16 protein-coding genes are annotated in these 18,935 nt (G+C 37.0%); 4 read left to right on the forward strand and 12 right to left on the reverse strand.

The annotated features are described in order from the left end of the window. Positions 1–239: 239 nt before the first annotated feature. Positions 240–1,679: an amino acid permease gene (locus tag N0K80_RS05740; RefSeq protein WP_181647438.1), complete on the forward strand. Its 1,440-nt coding sequence runs from the start codon at positions 240–242 to the stop codon at positions 1,677–1,679. A gap of 158 nt (positions 1,680–1,837) precedes the next feature. Further along, on the forward strand, positions 1,838–2,671 hold the full coding sequence (locus N0K80_RS05745; protein ID WP_181647444.1) for an undecaprenyl-diphosphate phosphatase: 834 nt from the start codon (positions 1,838–1,840) through the stop codon (positions 2,669–2,671). Positions 2,672–2,708: 37 nt separating this feature from the next. On the opposite strand, the gene N0K80_RS05750 is transcribed toward N0K80_RS05745, so the two are convergent. From N0K80_RS05750 to N0K80_RS05780, 7 genes are all read right to left on the reverse strand, one after another. After that, on the reverse strand, positions 2,709–3,416 hold the full coding sequence (locus N0K80_RS05750) for a hypothetical protein (protein WP_269024089.1): 708 nt from the start codon (positions 3,414–3,416) through the stop codon (positions 2,709–2,711). Between the two features lie 116 nt (positions 3,417–3,532). Continuing rightward, positions 3,533–5,683, reverse strand: a complete 2,151-nt coding sequence (locus N0K80_RS05755) for an L-type lectin family protein (RefSeq protein WP_269024090.1) — start codon at positions 5,681–5,683, stop codon at positions 3,533–3,535. Positions 5,684–5,900: 217 nt separating this feature from the next. Further along, positions 5,901–7,985, reverse strand: coding sequence for a lectin-like domain-containing protein (locus N0K80_RS05760; protein WP_269024091.1), 2,085 nt, complete (start codon positions 7,983–7,985; stop codon positions 5,901–5,903). 87 nt (positions 7,986–8,072) lie between these two features. Further along, a complete protein-coding gene (locus N0K80_RS05765) occupies positions 8,073–10,499 on the reverse strand; it encodes a lectin-like domain-containing protein (protein WP_269024092.1) in 2,427 nt (808 codons plus the stop codon). A gap of 142 nt (positions 10,500–10,641) precedes the next feature. Beyond that, positions 10,642–11,574 (reverse strand): alpha/beta hydrolase, encoded by a 933-nt coding sequence (locus tag N0K80_RS05770; RefSeq protein ID WP_269008217.1) that lies wholly within the window; start codon positions 11,572–11,574, stop codon positions 10,642–10,644. Positions 11,575–11,704: 130 nt separating this feature from the next. Further along, a complete protein-coding gene (locus N0K80_RS05775) occupies positions 11,705–12,457 on the reverse strand; it encodes a DUF4811 domain-containing protein (RefSeq protein WP_269024093.1) in 753 nt (250 codons plus the stop codon). Then, on the reverse strand, positions 12,457–13,914 hold the full coding sequence (locus N0K80_RS05780) for an MDR family MFS transporter (protein ID WP_269024094.1): 1,458 nt from the start codon (positions 13,912–13,914) through the stop codon (positions 12,457–12,459). Before N0K80_RS05780 ends, N0K80_RS05775 begins: the two co-directional genes overlap by 1 nt. A 173-nt stretch (positions 13,915–14,087) precedes the next feature. Between N0K80_RS05780 and N0K80_RS05785 the strand changes: the two genes are divergently transcribed. Continuing rightward, the gene (locus N0K80_RS05785) at positions 14,088–14,552 is read left to right on the forward strand and encodes a MerR family transcriptional regulator (RefSeq protein WP_269024095.1); all 465 of its coding nucleotides are present in this window, start codon (positions 14,088–14,090) and stop codon (positions 14,550–14,552) included. A 64-nt stretch (positions 14,553–14,616) separates the two neighbouring features. Here the strand turns inward: N0K80_RS05785 and N0K80_RS05790 are convergent, their stop codons facing one another. Then, positions 14,617–15,024 (reverse strand): helix-turn-helix domain-containing protein, encoded by a 408-nt coding sequence (locus N0K80_RS05790; protein WP_269024096.1) that lies wholly within the window; start codon positions 15,022–15,024, stop codon positions 14,617–14,619. 277 nt (positions 15,025–15,301) lie between these two features. Here N0K80_RS05790 and N0K80_RS05795 point away from each other — a divergent pair, with 277 nt between their 5' ends. Next, positions 15,302–16,309 carry a DUF1002 domain-containing protein gene (locus tag N0K80_RS05795; RefSeq protein ID WP_269024097.1) on the forward strand — a complete coding sequence of 336 codons (1,008 nt, stop codon included), beginning with the start codon at positions 15,302–15,304 and terminating at the stop codon, positions 16,307–16,309. A 54-nt stretch (positions 16,310–16,363) separates the two neighbouring features. Here the strand turns inward: N0K80_RS05795 and N0K80_RS05800 are convergent, their stop codons facing one another. The 4 genes from N0K80_RS05800 to N0K80_RS05815 are packed head-to-tail and all read right to left on the reverse strand — an operon-like array spanning position 16,364 to position 18,767. Next, positions 16,364–16,837, reverse strand: coding sequence for a hypothetical protein (locus tag N0K80_RS05800; RefSeq protein ID WP_269024098.1), 474 nt, complete (start codon positions 16,835–16,837; stop codon positions 16,364–16,366). Next, positions 16,834–17,448 (reverse strand): ATP-binding cassette domain-containing protein, encoded by a 615-nt coding sequence (locus N0K80_RS05805; RefSeq protein ID WP_269024099.1) that lies wholly within the window; start codon positions 17,446–17,448, stop codon positions 16,834–16,836. Before N0K80_RS05805 ends, N0K80_RS05800 begins: the two co-directional genes overlap by 4 nt. Beyond that, positions 17,448–17,981, reverse strand: a complete 534-nt coding sequence (locus tag N0K80_RS05810) for a hypothetical protein (RefSeq protein WP_269024100.1) — start codon at positions 17,979–17,981, stop codon at positions 17,448–17,450. Before N0K80_RS05810 ends, N0K80_RS05805 begins: the two co-directional genes overlap by 1 nt. A gap of 18 nt (positions 17,982–17,999) precedes the next feature. Then, positions 18,000–18,767 carry a hypothetical protein gene (locus N0K80_RS05815; protein WP_269024101.1) on the reverse strand — a complete coding sequence of 256 codons (768 nt, stop codon included), beginning with the start codon at positions 18,765–18,767 and terminating at the stop codon, positions 18,000–18,002. Between the last annotated feature and the right edge of the window lie 168 nt (positions 18,768–18,935).

The raw sequence follows: 18,935 nt of genomic DNA on the forward strand, positions 1-18,935 counted from the left end.
TTTCTAATGACTATTTCCTTTTTTGTGCGAATCATATTATTATGCCCAAAGATAACGCGGTTATATCAAGTTTCATAATTATTTAATTTATTTTTTGATGGCTTTCCTTCTATATTAATGTCTTTTATTCGGACACAAAATTTAGTTGTACTTTGATTTCATTTTTCTTTATACTTAAGCTTAACAATTGTTCCAAAATCTCATTAAAAAATATTTTTTATTCTATGGAGGCTATTATTTTGCTTGAATCAGAAAAAACGTTACGCTGGTATAACGTTGCTTTAATTGCATTCGTTTCCGTTTGGGGACTTGCAAATGTCTTTAATAACTTTGCGAACCAAGGTCTTACGGTTATTACATCTTGGATTCTAATCATGATTTTCTACTTTGTGCCTTATAGTTTAATTGTTGGCCAATTAGGCTCAACATTTAAAGATGCCAGTGGTGGTGTTTCTTCTTGGGTGAAGGAAACGTCAACAAAAAGACTTGCCTACTACGCGGCTTGGACTTACTGGGTTGTACATATTCCTTACTTAGCACAAAAACCCCAAGGTATCTTAATTGCCTTCAGTTGGTTATTTAAAGGAAATGGTAATTTCGTTAATGAAACATCAGCCATGACCGTTTCAATCATGGGCTTAGTTATCTTCGTCTTTTTCTTATGGATCGCCTCAAAAGGGATCGCAACTTTAAGTCGTATTGGTAGCATTGCCGGAACAGCAATGTTCGTCATGTCATTACTCTTCATTTTATTAGCCGTGTCAGCTCCCTTTATGACACATGCTAAAATCCAAACACCTGACATGGGTGCCATTAAATCATACTTACCTAACTTTAACTTCGCTTACTTCACAACGATTTCAATGTTAGTCTTCGCTGTTGGTGGTGCTGAAAAAATTTCACCTTACGTTAATAAAACAAAGAATTCTGCTAAAGAATTCCCTAAAGGTATGTTAGCTTTAGCTGCCATGGTTGCTATCTGTGCCATCTTAGGATCATTTGCCATGGGATTCCTATTTAATGGTAAAGATATTCCTTCTGATTTAATTACAAATGGCCCTTACGAAGGTTTCTTACGTCTTGGTAGTTTCTACCATGTCGGTAACTTATTCATGATTCTTTACGCAATCGCAAATGCAATGGCTCAAATTTCTGCCCTTGCCTTCTCGATTGATGCCCCACTAAAAATTCTTCTAGGTGATGCGGACGATAACTTCATCCCTAAAAAATTATCAAAACTTAACAAAAAAGGCACACCAGTTAATGGTTATGCCATGACAGGTATCTTGGTTAGTGTTCTAATCATCATCCCTGCTATCGGGATTGGTAACATGAACGAATTATACAAATGGTTATTGAATTTAAACGCGGTTGTTATGCCAATGCGTTACCTCTGGGTATTCTTTGCTTACATGTTATTAAACAAACAATACAAGAAATTCAAATCAGGTTATAAATTCGTTAAGAACCCAGTTGTCGGTTACATTATTGGCGCTTGGTGTCTTTTATTCACAGCCTTCGCATGTATCTTAGGGGTTGTGCCTAAACTTAACTATTCAGATAGCCCTTCTAACTACATGTTCCAATTAGCACTTAACATTATCACGCCAATCGTATTAGTAGCACTTGGACTAATCTTACCAGCAATCGCACGTCGCAATAAAAAAGACGCTGCATAGCACTCATGCTGTCAGGCACCTATCAATTTAATTTGGTAGGTGCCTTTTTGTATTATGTTAAGAAGAAGATAACTCTACTGAAATTTATGGTTTTTGACTTACGGATTGGGTATACTAAAACAGTTAAATAAAAATTTTGGAAGGAACCTGTCATTATGATGAGTATTATTGAAATGTTTAAGGTTATCGTTCTGGGTGTTGTTGAGGGTATCACAGAATGGTTACCAATTAGTTCCACTGGACACATGATTTTAGTCGACGAGTTCCTACAACTCAAAGAAAGTCCTGCCTTTATGGAAATGTTCTTTGTTGTTATTCAACTAGGTGCTATTCTTGCCGTCTGCGTGCTTTATTTCCATAAGTTAAATCCATTTTCTCCAAAGAAATCACAATTAGAGAAAAGAGATACTTGGTCACTCTGGAGTAAAGTTATCGTCGCTGTCCTACCGGCCGCTGTCATTGGTCTGGTAGCTGATGACTGGTTGAACGCTAAATTGTACAATTTCCCAGTTGTTGCTCTAATGTTAATTATTTACGGTGTTCTATTCATTATTATTGAAAATAAGAAAGCCAATACGACACCTGCTATCACATCATTTACACAAGTTAGTTATAAAACAGCTATTTTAATCGGTGTCTTCCAAGTCCTTGCTTTAATTCCCGGAACATCACGTTCTGGTGCCACAATTCTAGGCGGTATCTTACTTGGTACATCTCGTTTCATTGCTGCTGAATTTTCATTTTTCTTATCGATTCCAGTTATGTTCGGCGCAAGTTTATTGAAATTATTTAAATACTTCCATAACGGAAATTCATTTACTGGTGATCAATCAGCCGTCTTATTACTTGGCTGTGCCGTTGCCTTCTTCGTTTCAATCGTTGCGATTAAATTCTTAATGGGTTACATAAAATCAAAAGATTTCAAACCTTTTGGTTGGTACCGAATCGTTTTAGGTTCGCTACTCCTTATCTACTACTTCTTCATTAAATAAACAGACAAAAAAACCACCAATTTTAAATTGGTGGTTTTTATTTATCTTCTTTTTTCTTAGTTGTTGTTTTTTTAGTCGCCGGTTTCTTCGTCGCGACTTTTTTCTTTGTCACTTTTTTAGTCGCTGCCTTTTTGACTGTCGGTTTCTTTGCGGCCGGTTTTTTGGCTGCCGCTGTTGTTTTCTTAGCGGGTTTCTTCTTAGCCGGCGCCTTTTTCTTTTTAACTACTTTTTTCTTAGTTGCGGCTGCCTTTTTAACGGGTTCAACTTTTTCTTTTTCAATAATTTCAGGTGGATTCTCCAAGAAGGCTACCTTCTCGGCAATCATAGTTGTCATGGTCACGTTGAAATCAGCTTGATGTTCTAAGTACTCAACTCCAGATGTTACCTTATCAATGCGTAATTTCGAAACGTTAATCACTGGCGATTCAACAATTAAGTACACATTAATCTCTGCTTCATCTGTTACTTCATTAAAGAATCCTGGTAATTTTTTGTAATATTTATAAGGTAGATTAATAATATTAGTCTCAAGCGTAAAAATGGCTGTTCCTTCAGGATATTCAATCATTAATTGGATTTCAGCAAGTTGGTTATTTTTCAAACTCTCAGCCAAAGTTGCGTACCCTTTAGCAAATAAATCGGGAATACCGACATTTTGTACATCTTCTGGTGTCGCCGCATAAAAAATCTTCGTATACGTCTCTTCTTCAATTGCCGACATGAACTGTTCAACCGTCATTTTCATTAGGTGTCCTCCGTCTTTTCTCTCATTCCATAAACTATCATATCCTAGATAACAAGAATTGCAAAATTAAAATACAAAAAAGGCGCATAAATGTACTTATGCACCTCCGTGAACCCTTATTTTATTGGGACATTGCTTAATGTCCATTTTATTGTGGCATGGTAAGTCTGCACTTTAACCGTGCTAGGTTTAATGTGTAATAAAATCCCCGTATCTTTATCCCATACCTTATTTATTTTGTCACGCGATGATGACCCACTTAGAATTGAAAGACTACTATTGTTTAACGGTGTCCCCGCATCCGTTGCAGAAGCCTTATAGATTAATGCATCTTTCAAAATTGATTGATCCGCGCCTACCAGTTCACTCGCCGTAATGGCTAAGTTCCATGTTCCTGGCAATGACGCCTCCAATTGTACATTTAACTTCTCGTTAGGGTTGAAGTCCGTTAATACATTCGGAATTGGTAATGGCTTTTCTCCCGTCCCGAAATTCAAGGCATTAATAACTGTTAAGCTTAGTTTACCTGGATCAGCGACGGTAATCGTAACCGTTTTTGTCGCGGTATGTTGATAGCTGTCCACAACACTTACGGTATACGTGTGTTTACCGACTGTTAACTGACTCGCTGGAATCGTTTCTTTATGATGGGAACCAGTTTTACTTAACTCAATGTATTCTGGCTTGCCTTTAGTGGTATTATCAACAACACTGGTTACTTCGCCAATATTTTGTGGCTTGATATCTCTATCAGATTTGACAAGCGCATCAAAACTAGCCGAATCACCAAGATTAATATTTTGGTCGGCAAGACCTGTAACGCTCAATGTTTGGTTAGGCACCGAAATCGTAAAATTAGCCGCATTTGATTCTACAATCGCGTTATTTCCATTGAAGTGACTAATCGGGCTCGTTGCCTTAGTATCCGCAGTTACAGTATTAGCTGTACCCGTCATACTGATTGTTGCCGTATTATTGGCGGTTGATAAGTCTTTAGACAGTTCCTTAGTGATAACGCCATTTTTAGCCGTTCTTGTATCAAAATTATCAACTGTTCCGTCTGTATACTTGATTGTAGCAGCTGGGTTCAATGTCACATTAGTTGGTACATTCAGTACTGCTTTGATTTTTTTCCAGTCCTGTTTACCTTCTTTATAGGTTAAGGTCGTTTGAAAATTAAGTTGATCGCCACTCATCACGTTGCCGTTATTCGTTACGTCTTGATTATTATTCGTGCTATCTGTGACCTTTTGAACACCGGCCGCCGAAACTAAATTTGAAATTTGTTCAAACATAATTAAATTATTTTCGTATTTACTACCAGTTGAACCCGTGAATCCCCACATAATATCAGTTCCATTACCATTTTTCCCATCCGCGGTAAATCTACTTTTATCAATTTGGGCGGTTTGACTTTGACCTGTTAATGCCGCACCTGTTGTGGGATCCTTATCATCTATTGTATAAGTCATCGAACCTTGTGTTGCCGATAATGTTTTATAATCTAACGTTACGTGATGCCATGATCCGTTAGATAGATGTCTTGTTTTAATAACACCCTGGTGATTCATTACAGCATAAAACTTCAAGAAACCAAACCCAAATTTTAATCCGTACGTTTCAGGTGAGCTGGGGTACCCATAGGCAATATGATTAGTCCCTTTGACATCAGGCGTATTATCATATGACGTCCCTTTCCCCGTATCGTTGTTATCATACGTATCAAATTCAAGTGCCCAAGCATTATTTATTGCAGTCTTAGCAATGTCTGCTCTAGTACCACCATTATCAATTCCCCAAACGCCCAATGATTGACCAACCCCTGATATGGCACCCGTTCCACGGCTGTCATTTTGAAGCACAAAAGCCATCCCATCGCCGGAATCGAATTGGTTACCAAAGTACATCCACATGTTCGTTTTACTATCTTTATTTATATTAAACGTGTTCGCAGGCATAGACCATTCTGAACCCAGCTGATCGCTGGAATCCGTTAACTTCACAATTGCCTTCGTTGCCGCACTAGAACTTTCATCCACGACCTTGTTATCCTTATCAAGCGAGATGACACTTGAATGGTTGGCTGATCCGCCACCCGTCCCTGTTTGGAAAATATGATCCAACGTTAGCGCATCTGGTGCCACTGAAATAGCTTTAGCGTAGTCTGCCGCTGCGTCTGTTGCGGCATTCGCACTAACAGAACCACCAATTCCTATCACTCCCAATGATAGACTCATTAAAAGTATTTTCCCCAATTTTAGCTTCATTATAAAAGCCCTCCCATTCGGTAACTCTTATATATTATCATAACACTTAATCGTGCAAAATAGATTAATAATTACAATATAAATCAGCCATACCAATTATTTTTAACCATTAAATCAAGACGTTCATATCATTTATTACTTATGACCAAATTATATATTCAATTTAAAATTTAAATAAAAAAAAGAAGCATAATTAATTATGCTTCTTCCCCTATATCTATTCAGTTGGTGTGTGACTTAGCGTCCAATTGATAGTCGCTTTATAACTTTGTGTTTTAACTTCACTCGGTTTAACTTTTAACAGAATCCCCGTATCTTTAGCCCATGTCTTTGTAACCTTAGATGGCGATGACTGACCGTTGAGGATTGTTAAACTATTACTATTAACAACTGTTTCTGCGGCATTTACTGAATCCTTGTAAATTAAAGCACCCTTTAAAATGGATCCATCAGTCCCAACAACATCGCTACCTTCAACTCCTAAGTTCCATGAACCTGGGAGTGATGCTTCAAGCTCAACATTCATCGCCGAAACAGGATTATAAGTTGTCGTTGATTGAGGAATTGGAATCGTTCCAAAATTCAAGTCATTAACTGTCGTTAAATCAATCTTACCTAAATCTTTGACCGTAATCGTTGATTGAACTGTTTTAGAATCACCATAACCATCATCAACCCTAATCGTGTAGGTATTATCACCCAACTTTAATTTGTTCGCTGGGATTGTTTCAGAATATGGATATGGATCTAACTTATTCAACTCAATATAATCATCACTTAACTGCGCACCATTAAGTTTAGTCGTGACTATAAGAACATTATCTTCCAAGATAGTATCTGTTTTAATGCTTGCAGCAACTTTGGCAGCTTGACCAACATTAATGGTTTGGTTAACTAACCCGGTAATTGTAAATCTTTGTTGTGATGCCTTAATCGTAAATGCTGCCGCATTCGATGTTATCATCGCATTTTTACCGTTAAACGCACTTGCAGGACTAGCCACTTTTGTATCTGATGTAACTGTATTGGCAGTCCCGTTCATACTAATTGTTGCAGTATTATTAGTTTTAGACAAACTTTTCGATAAAACTGCTGAAATAGCTTTGTTCGTCACTTTAGTCGTATCGAACTTTTGTATTGTTCCATCCGCATATTTAATCGTTGCTTCTTTATCTAAGGTCACGTCATTCGGCACTTGCAATAAGGCTTCAATTTTTTGCCAATCTTGTTTACCATCTTTATAGGTTAACGTTGACTGGAAATTAACCTCGTCGCCACTAACAACCGTTCCGCTGTTAGTCACATCCGCATTGTTTTGCGTTACATCAGTAACTTTTTGGACGGCGTCAGCAGAAACTAAACTTGAAATTTTTTCAAACATGACTAAGTTATTTTCATAGTTACTTCCGGTAGCCCCTGTAAATCCCCAGGTTAACTGACCACTTGCGCTATCAAATTTACTTTTATCGATGTTAAATGAATTCGTTTGTCCGGCCAATGCCGCACCGGTACTTGGATCTTTATCACCAATAGTATAAGTCATCAACCCACTTGATTTGTAGTCTAACGTTACATGCCACCACTTACCGTTAGATAATTTCGCGGTATTGATGATATTCTTGTGACCTAACTTATTGTACTTATTTATGATTCCATTTCTTTGATACGAGTCGGCCGTGCCGGGGTACGTGCTGGCGAGATGATTATCCTTGATTGAATCCAAATCATCAAATCCACTACCAGCACCGCTATCACCGTTTCGATGCGTATCAAACTCTAGTGCCCATGAATTTTTAATAGCGGAATTGGCGACAGTGCTCTCCCATCCGCCGTTATCCACGCCCCAAACGCCTAATGCTTGACCTGCTCCAGAAATAGCAGCCGTCCCCCGCGCATCATTTTGTAAAACAAATGCCATTCCGTCACCAGAATTACCACCTGCATTACCGAAATACATCCACATCGTTGTTAAATTATCTTTATTAATATCAAATTTATTATTTGGGGTTGACCATTCTGAACCCACTTGTTTTTGTGCATCCGTAATTTTAACCAATGATTTATCCGCGGTTGTTGATCCTTCTGGCACCACATTTCCTTTAGCATCCAGTGTCACAACAGTTGCAACGTTAGACGCCCCTGAAACAGTTCCTGTCCCTGTCTGAAAAATTCCAGTCAGAGTCAAGGCTTCAGGTGATGATTTTAAAGCAGTATCGTAGTCAGCGTCAGCACTGACTGTGCGACTACCAACCCCCAAGGTTAGTGCAATCATAATACTTGTTACAATCAATATTTTCATCATTCAGTTCCTCCTCCCAAAATGTCTTGCATTTTGATCAGTAGCTTAAAATCCGACAATTCAACTCATTGGTTGCAGCATTTATTTTTATTAGTTAACTGGTGTATTTGTTAATGTCCACTTAACCTGTGAGGTATAAACTTCGTCAGCTTTAATCTCACTTGGTACTACGTTCAACACAATTCCTGCATCCGTAGCCCATTTTTTTGTAATTGTTGCTGCTTGTCCCGTGCCACTATCAATTGTTGTCCCAATTGTTGGACTTAGTGGAGTGAAACTTTTATCTTTGGTATCACGGAACCCAACTGTTGAATGTTGCAAAGTACTGTTATCACTCTTAGCAGTTAAAGCACCCGCAGTGACAGATAATGTCCAATTCTTTGCCGCTGAGGTTTCTAACTTAAGTGTATAATCCGCAGTACGGCTTAATACACTTGTTTTAGCTGGAATTTGATTCTTAAAGTTAATCGAATCGTCAGATGAAATGCTCAACAATCCCACAATAACCGTAATCGTTTGATTATTAGATGTATTTCCCTCTGCATCGACTGAGTAAACCGTTAAGACATGTGTCCCAATTGAAAGCTTGCTTGTATCTAGGTCAACTTTATGATCTTGTGTTGAACCTGGTTTAGTATTGACATATTTTTCCAATTGAACCGGCGTGCCAGACGCGCCTTCTTTATAGTACGTTGTAATATCTGCACTGTTATCAACAACTTGGAAATTAAACGTATATGGTGCAATGACCGTTCCGTTGTTGTCATTCAATGTTAATACAGGATGAATATTAATTTTATTCGTATACTTCACTGTTTGAATACCAGCAGCATCTGTTGCTTGAACAGTAACTGTATTTTCGCCAGCTTTATATTTATCTTTTGGTACCGTTACGCTGAATTTACCATCTGTCCCAACGTCCGCTTTAATCGGTGTTGTTTCATTGTTGACGGTTACGTCAACCTTGGCACCTTTAGCAAGTAGCCCACCCAAACTAGATTTTACTGTTCCACTGACAGTTGCGTCTGAACCATAGTTAACATCAATATCTTTGAGATTATCGATTGTTAATAGGATTTTAGGTTGCCCTTTAACGGTATAGCTAACAGCGCTCGTATTAGCAATTGTATTACTCCCGATAATTTGTCCAGCGGGACTAGTATCTTTGCTATCTTCAGGTATGGACTTCACTGTACCAAGAAATGTTATCTCCCCGCTGGTATTGTCAGTGACCATATCCCCGACATCAGCCACTAGTGGGGCACCATCAATCGTCATGTCAGGCGTATAACCGTCCATATTTGCACCGTTTAACAGAACACCCGTCCAATCTACATTCTTGTCAGGATATTTTGCATAAACAACCGGCGCCTTCCAATGTTGTTTTCCACCCAAGTATGTTGCCTTGGTTGTAAATTTCAACTTATCTCCCGCGTTAACCACGCCAGTCCCATCGCTAGGTAGATCCTTCCCTTGCGTAAGATTAGTCACAGTCTGCGTTGCTTTTGCATCTACAAGACCTGGAACTTGTTCAAACATAATTAAATTATTTTCGTAATTAACACCGGTCGATCCGGTAAATCCCCAACGGATTTTACCGTCAGTTGACTTGAATTTTGATTTATCAATTTGGACGCTTTCAGTTCGTACGTCACGCGCAGGGAGCTTGGGAGGGTCTTCCCCGGGTTGTACATGTTCAGTTACCGCATCCTTATCATCCATAGTATACGTCATCAAGCCATTCTTAGAATCTTTTGACGTGTAGTCAATTGTCAAATGATGCCAGTAACCATTTGATAATGAACTGTTATAACTAATTAAACCTACATGATTTTGCCAAAAGGCATTGACATGTTTCGAATAATTATCAACATCAGCTGGATAACCACTGGCGATATGACTTTTAATCGTCGTAGAAGCAGCGGCGGCAGAATCAAAAGAACCGCCCTTAGTAAACGAACTTCTATTCATATAGGTATCAAATTCTAATGCCCAACTATTTTGAATAGCTCCACCAAGCACATCACTATCTAAATCGTTCGCCCAAACACCCAGGGTTTCACCACCGGCGCTGGAGATAGCGGCGTTGCCTTTGGCATCGTTTTGGAAAACAAGTGCCATACCATCCCCCGCTTCTGCCCCTTTGCTCCCTAAATAAATCCACATTGACGCTTGTCCGTTTTTATTAATATCAAACGAATTATTATCCTTCGGACTAGTATACGTCGACCAAACAGCCGCCTTTTGATTTTTATCATTAGTCACTCTAACGAGCGTTTTGACTATTTCACTAGACGTATTAGTAGGCTTATTAATCGTATTTAAATTAACCGTACCACTACTTGTAGTAACACCTGCCCCCGTGCCCCTTTGAAATAGATTATCCATCGTTATTGCCCTAGGCGCACTTTTAAGCGCATTCTCATAATCATCATCCGCTTTAACGCTCGAAACCCCAGCCAAAAAGAACATCCCAAAAGCCAACATTGTTATTTTTAATTTATTATTTATCATCATTGTAATAGTCCCCCACCCATTTTATCGAAATATAACATACCTATATAATACCATGTTATATCTTTTAAAAACGTCAAAAAAAGGGGGGCTACACGCATTTTTTGATACTTTCACACCTCCACTAATACTTGATTTTTACCAATTATGAACCTAAATTATCATTCATGAATTTAACGACTTTTTTACTATATAAGGCAGGATTAGTACCAAAGGCTTTTGCATGTCCTGCGCCCTTGATAATCCACAATTCTTTCTTACCTGCAGATGCTTTATAGTTGTCGTAAACCATTGAACTTGGTACAAAATCATCTTTATCCCCATGAATAAATAACGTTGGTAATTTATTTTTCTTCAATTGCTTAACAGAATCTGCTTCAGCAAAAGAATATCCCGCGCGCAACTGTGTCACCCAACTAGATGTCGTGATTAGCGGTTGCTTAGGCAGATTAAATTGTAATTTTAATTGATAAGCTAATAGGTCCTCAACATTCGTGTACCCACAATCTTCAACAATCGCCTTAACTTGAGTAGGTAATTTCTCGCCACTCATCATCATGACTGTTGCGGCACCCATGCTTAGACCAAATAGACCAATTCTCTGATCTTGCCCTTTTTCAGCAATTAATTTTTTCGTCCATTTAATATAATCTAGACGGTCTTTCCAACCAAAACCAATATAATCGCCTTCACTCTTACCTTGTCCGCGATCATCTGGCGCTAACACATTGTAGCCAGCATCATGAAACAATCGGATATATGACGCCATATTTTCTTTATTTTCCATATAGCCATGAGCGACCACAACTGTTTTAGTTGATGGTTTCTCCGCAGGCACATAATCAGCAACTAATTTTAAATTTTCACCAGCTGATTGTTGTGTCCAGTTCTCTTTTTTTACGCCAGCCAACCATTTTTTATCTTTAATAGTTCTCTCTGGTGTTTTCTTTGACGCTCCAGTTAACGTTTTTTCGGTATTTTGGATAGCGTAGTGATAGAGGTAGAAACTTCCACCTGCAATCGCGACCGCAAATAAGACCAAAATACTTACGATCCAAATGATTATTTTCTTCTTCATTTAAAAATCCCCTTTTATTGTATATGCCATTAACGTATTATATCATTATTCATTTTATAATTCATATTTTAATTAAAAAAAATAACCACACTAGTTTGCTAACTAGCGTGGTTATAACGTTATAGACTGTTTATTTAACTTCTTTAACTTCTTTTAAAATGGCTTGCATAACTTTTGCCTTTTCTTGTACCTTAAATGCGTCAGTTGCTTGTTTAACTATTTCAGCTTTATCTGCGGATGAAATTTTATCATTTTTCATCATCGCATTTGCGACTGCTTCCTTAGCAAAGGCAGCTCCCTCTTTAGCAAGTTCTTCTTTACCAGCCTTAGAATTTACCTGAGCTTGTTCAGCTTTAACTATTTTAGGCATTGCCTTAGCTTGGTTAGCCGTTAAAACTAGCATATCTTTCTTAACGTAGAACGTATTCGTTCGTTTAATTAAGACATGATTATTATCAGCGATTCCAAACATCAATTTGTAGGTATTATTTTTATATACCCAACGTGTTTCTTTGACTACCAACTTATTGCTCTTCGCATTTTCAACGATTTTGCTAGTTGTATCATCTGTTTGCGTATGTTTTGTTTTTGTTTGTGATGCCGTATTTTTATAGACGACTACTTTTTCAGAACCATCCGTTCCAATTGGTTGGTAGACCAATAGGTTCGTATCCTTAGACATTGAAGCTAAAGATTCTGTTTTAGTTGTTGTTACTTTTTCCATCCCGTAATGAGTACTGTAATTAGCAACAATCATCCCACCGAGAACGATAATACAAAGTGCAAAAATACCACCGAGCGTATAACTTACTGCATTATTCCTAATTAAATTCCATGTTAGGAAGAATAAAACAACGGCAATAACCAATAAAATAATAATCATTATTTTGCACCCCCGTTATTTTCCACTTGTTGTTTTGATTTTAAGAAGAATGAGAGCCCAAGACCAATGACACAGAAAATAATCGCAATGGCAAAGGCTGCTTTATACCCACTCAACGTCGCATTAATCGCTTGGTTCTTATACTCTAAAGGCGCTGATTTAAGCAATGATTTACCAGGCAATGCATCTACTGTTACGTTTGTTAAAACAGAAACCATGACAGCTGTCACGATTGAACTGGCAATTTGACGCGCTGTATTATTAACTGCCGTTCCGTGACCCATCAATCTAGCTGGTAAAGCGTTCATTCCAGACGTTGTTGTTGGCATCATAACCATTGAAATCCCGAACATCCGGATAGCGTACATGACCACGATGTATAACGTTGGCGTATCTTTCGTTAAGAACACGAAAGGAATTGTTCCTAACGTTAATAGGAACATCCCACCAGTTGCTAACTTCTTAGCCCCAAATAAATCAAACAAACGACCCGTGAATGGACTCATAATCCCCATCATTAATGCTCCGGCTAATAATGTTAACCCTGATTGGAAAGCACTATCACCACGCACAGTTTGTAGGTACATTGGCAAGATCATTTCGACACCGATCATAGCCATATTAACGATAGAACTTAAGAGCGCAGCAATTGTATATTCTTTAGACGCAAAGACGTGTAATTCTAAGAATGGTGTTTCCATTGTTAGTTGACGCCATACGAAAAGACCAATAAAGATAACCCCAATTGCTAAGAAACTAAGTACTGATACACTACCCCAGCCATTATCACCAACGGTTGAGAAGCCATAAAGTAAACTACCAAAACCAATTGTTGATACAATTAATGATAGAATATCAATTTTTGATTTATGCGTTTCGATAACAGGTTTCATAAACCAGAAAGAAGCTACGATAACAACGGCTACGATTGGTACAATCATTCCGAAAAGATCACGCCATGTTGCATTATCTACGACCCAACCTGACAGCGTGGGCCCAATAGCGGGCGCTAACCCAATAACCATTCCGGCAAGTCCCATTGATGCCCCACGTTTTTCTGGTGGGAAAATTGATAACATAATCGTTTGGAGTAATGGCATCGTTACACCAACACCGACAGCTTGAACTAAACGACCGGCAAGTAAGAAACCAAAGTTAGGTGCTGTATATGACATCACCGTTCCAAGTTCAAAAATCATCATTGCCCCAATATAGAGCCATTTTGTGTTCACGCGACTACTTAACCACGCACTAACAGGAATAAGGATCCCATTAACCAACATAAATCCAGTTGTTAACCATTGAACTGTTGACGTTGTCACGTTAAAGTCCTTCATTAACGTTGGATATGCTGTTGCTAAAATTGTTTGATTCAAAACCGTACAGAACGTTCCTATTAACAATGTTGCAATCAATAGATTACGGTTATATGGTCTTCCTTTTGCATCTAAATTCATTTTGCTGACCTTCTTTTCCTCTTAAAATAACTTCGACTATTAATATAAGACTATTTGCAACTCATGTCAACCTACTTGACATATGTTTTAAAAAATATATAATCAATAGAGTAAATATAACAAGACTAAGCCCGTTATCATTAATAAATTTTTTAATTTGGAGGTAAATTTATATGGCTGATATAAACGACATCGCAAATATTCAAGATTATGCGAAAAGAATGGCCGATATTATGAAAAACGATACATTCTCGATTGGTATCGGTGAAATTGCTGAAACAACTGGTCTTACACAGAGCCAAATTCGCTATTGGGAACAAAAAGGCTTCATTAAATCGATTAAGACAAATAAAAATCAAAATAGAAAATATTCCTACCATACATTATCGATTATTCGTTTAATCAAATCTTACCTAGATTCTGGGTTCACCCTCAAAGCTGCGGCAGAAAAAGCCAATGCGCATAAAAAAATGGGTAAAATGCTACGTCAAATCTTTACGGATCGTTTCGTAGGCGTTGAAGAAATCGATGGTTTACCATGCATCAATCTCGGATTCTTCGATAAAGAGGAAACTCAGACGTTATATGTTGTCATTCATGACGATTCAACTGAAATAAAAGTTGTTCCGGTAAAATAAAAAACGCTCAACACTCCGAATTTTTCGTGGGTGTTGAGCATTTTTTTGTTTTTTTTAGCGCTTATTATGTCCGAGCAAGGGCCCAAACTAACATTCCGATGAATCCAAAGATAACCCAATAGTAGCGTGCCAAAAATTCCCATCCATTATTAATAGGTTTGTATTGCCATTCTCGCCATCGATGATTTTCATGCCAATCTTTATCCGCCTCATCTTCTTCAAGTAGGCCTTTAATTTTCTTTTTAAACCCTGATTCAGGTTGACTGGCCTCCCCGCCAAATAGTAAAACTTCTACAGGAACGTCCAACACTTTCGCAGCTGCTTCGATTTTACCTAAATCCGGTTCAGCTTCTCCCGTCTCCCATTTTGAGATAGCTTGTCTTGAGATAAATAATTGGTTCGCCAATTCCTCTTGTGACAACTGTTTTTCCTTACGACATTTAACCAATTGTTCTGCAAAAATAATTTTCATCCCGATGTCCTACTTTCCTTTAATTAACACCTTAATATTATCATCCGGTAAAATGTTCAACAAGCAACGAATGGGGCAATATCCCGCAACCAAAAATAGCATGCCGCAAATCAAATTTGCATTTCCCTATATAAAAGGGTTTTGAATGTATTTTATACGAATGAACGCAATATTGATAATCCTTAATTTTTTCTATTATTTAAATCCATTTATTATGCTTTTCTCTCCAGATAGGTATAATTAAGTTAAAATATATGATAATTGAGAGGGTCACATTATGAAATTCAAAAATATAATTTATACGGCGGCAGTCACTACATTAGCTGTCCTTAGTTTAGGATCAGTTGCTCACGCTGCAACTGACACATCTAGTTCGGCTTCATCAACAACAGAAAAGACAACCGATTGGTCGAATCCCGTTGTCACATTAGGTTCAAGTTTAACGGATTCACAGAAATCGGGTACAATTTCGACATTAACAGCGAGTTTAGACAGTAATTCTACTTACTCGACCTTACCAGTTAATGGATCAACGTTGGTTAAATATCTTAATAGTTCTGGTAGTACCTTCAATTCAGATTCAGGCGTTTGGTCATCATCGATGGTTCAAAAAACCAGCAGTGGTTCTGGGATTAACGTTAAAATTTTAGACTACAATGGCACAAATAATATTACGACAATTACGGAAAACCAATATAAGAATGCGGCCTTAACGGCTGGGGTAACCGACGCTAACATCTATGTGACTTCCGCAACAAGAATTGATGGTTCTGGCGCTCTTGCCGGTGTCTATGCAGCTTTTGCTCAAAACGGTGAAACTTTGAATACAAAACAAGTGACTGCCGCTCAAAATGAAATGTCGACGTTAAGTGACATTACGCAAGCTAATAAGAGTAAAGATGGTTACACAGATTCACAATTAAATAATGCGGTAGCCGGTGCCAAGAAAGATATGGCTAAAGAAGGTAGTAACGTTACGAACAATCAGATTACAAATATCGTGAATAACCAGATTACAAATAATAACTTAACTAACATCATTACTGACAATCAAAAGCAACAAATTGTTGCCGTTTTAATTAAGATTCGTGACTCGGGTGCTTTAGATTCATCTGATTTCAAGTCACAAGCTAACAAAGTCGCAACAAACATTCAAGATGGTGCGAAAGATATTTTCAGCAAATTAAACACATCTGAAAATCGTAACTTCTTACAAAAAATATGGGATGCAATCGTCTCATTCTTCAGTTCTATCTGGTCGGCTATTACATCAATGATTTCATAAACATAAAAACGCACCATTTAAGATGATAATTTATCTTAAATGATGCGTTTTTATTTAATTTAACAGACTAAATCCAATTCTAACTACCATAGTCATGCACAACATCTCAAAAAAAATATATTTATGCGTTCTAAAATTCAACGTTATCATGAGACTCATCAAGGTTGTCACTAAAATTCGTAAATCACCTATAACAAAATTTTGTTTGATTGCCAGACTCATCACCAAATTTATAACAACAAGTATAATAAAATTTGGCGCAATTCGCTTAAAGGCCAACCAATAATATTTCACGTTGTTAACTCGAGGACGAATCATATTCTCCAATTGCCAGATATCATTAATGGGAATTAAAATAATTAATACCTCGAGACAACTCAAGAAAATAATCGTCAATTGACTCATTAGCGTCCCATTCCATGCAAAATTATATTGAATAGCATTCATGATTTTTGGATCTTGATAATAGAGACCAAAAATACACAGTTCTAATAGTACCAAATAAAGGATTACTTGATTCTTTCTCATAACTTTTGTAAGTCACCTTCGACTAGTTCATAACGCGTTGTAAATTCCAATTCTGATAGGTTTTCATGTGACGCAATAATAATAGATTTCCCTTCACTAATGAGATCCATAACCATTTGGCCAAACGTTTCCAATGCCTTTTTATCAAGACCTCGTGTAGGTTCATCCAACAAAATTAAGTTTTGATTCTCCATAATGGCTTGTATAATGCCCACTTTTTGACGCATACCTAGTGAGTACTTATTAATTTTTTCACGACTATTATAATCTAAATCAAGCTTGCTAAATAAGTCACTGATTCTTTTCTCATTGTAATGATGATTAATTTGAGATAAGAACTTCATATTTTCTTTAGCTGTACTAGTTTCCATAAAGCTCGGGTTCTCAATTAATGCCCCAATTTCTACGTTTTCAAAAAGTGTAACAGTTCCACTACTTGGTTCCATAATATTAGCGATGATTTTAAAAAGAGTTGATTTTCCGGATCCATTAATTCCCATGATATGGATTAATTCACCCGAATCAACGATTAAATTTAAGTCGTTAATAATCTCATGTTGTTTAATTTTCTTTGATAATGCTTCTATTTTTAACATTTTTTTAGTTTCCATTATATAATTCCCTCCACATACCATTTAGAAATAATATTCATCACAAATGCGTAATGCCAGATGAAATTCATTCCCAGTGCAACTGCGAACACGAACACAGGATTCATTCCAAAATTAATTAAGTTCATAACCATAATTTCAAATAAAAATAAGACCATATTAATCAATAAATAGAGATAAATGACGCCAACTCTAGCCGGATGTTCAACGGGCAACAACCATAAATTTAAAGCGTATTGAAATCCTAAATAAACGAGTCCAAGACTCATAGACAACATTAACTGACTTGTTAAATATTTTGTCAATTTTACTCTTGTAATGAGTAAGTTACTGATTCGGTTATAGCTCACTAACTGGCTAAAGATTAACACAAGTACAATTACGTTAGGTACAGTCGTTATAAAATTAGTCTGAGCTAAAGTAGAATAAACATCTTTATTTAACCCGCCTAACATTAATAGATTCCCACCGCCACAAACTAACACTGCCATAAGTAGTAAGACATTCTTCTTACGATTTAAAATTCCAATCATCCTGCTACCTCCTCATTCCTACTCATCATAGTATTGATCCCATACCTTGTATAATATAAAAGTAACTAACCCAAAAAAGAGAACTGATCCGGCGAAGGGAACCCACGCATTAAATTTAGGCGCATAGGAGCCAATCGTCCTTATTCCAGGTGTGAATAAGGTGTCAAAAGACACCGAATTCATAAAGAGAGAGCCAATAAAACTTCTAATATTTAATAACCCCATTAATAGAGCCGGTACTAACGAAAAAAATAAACTTACAATCAGTCCTACGGCGTAATAAAGAACCGAATTTTTCAAAAATAAACCGATACTTAAAATGAAGCTAGCAAATACCATAGCGCCAACTGTTGATAGGATAAGATAAAAGACTAAGTTTAGAATAGCGTTCGTTGAAAAGACGTAAGGTAATTGATCGAACAGACTCCGCGTCTCTTTCGTAAAATTAATTGGATTAATTATCATAACGGAAACAACTAATTCTAAAATTCGATAACTTAAAAAGATACCTCCTGAATAGACGATATTCATTACGATTGCTTTTAATCGATAGCGTTTTTGTGAACCCAGTCGTGTGATCATAAGGTTATCAAAATGGTTATTTTTAGCGCTGATAATATTATGAGAATAAAGAAATGGCATCACTGAGATATAGAAAAAGAATAAAAGTGCTGATGAAAAGCTCCCCTGTGTACTATAAAAGAAATTTAATCCTGAAGCTTCTTTTGGAATACTTGCTAAACTGATATACTCATTTTTTGCGTATAAAATCGTTGCTATTACCACATATAAATATGAACAAATTAAAAATATAACTCTTTTTTTTCTATTAAATATTAACATCTTAAATGTCCTTTCTATGTTGTTCATATTTTATTTAAATTTTTGATTAATTACTTCTTCTCAGTATAACGAAGTATACAACTCTAAACAACGTTAACGCGTGGGTCTCTA

This window comes from Dellaglioa carnosa, from assembly GCF_026948345.1.
GTDB lineage: Bacteria > Bacillota > Bacilli > Lactobacillales > Lactobacillaceae > Dellaglioa > Dellaglioa algida.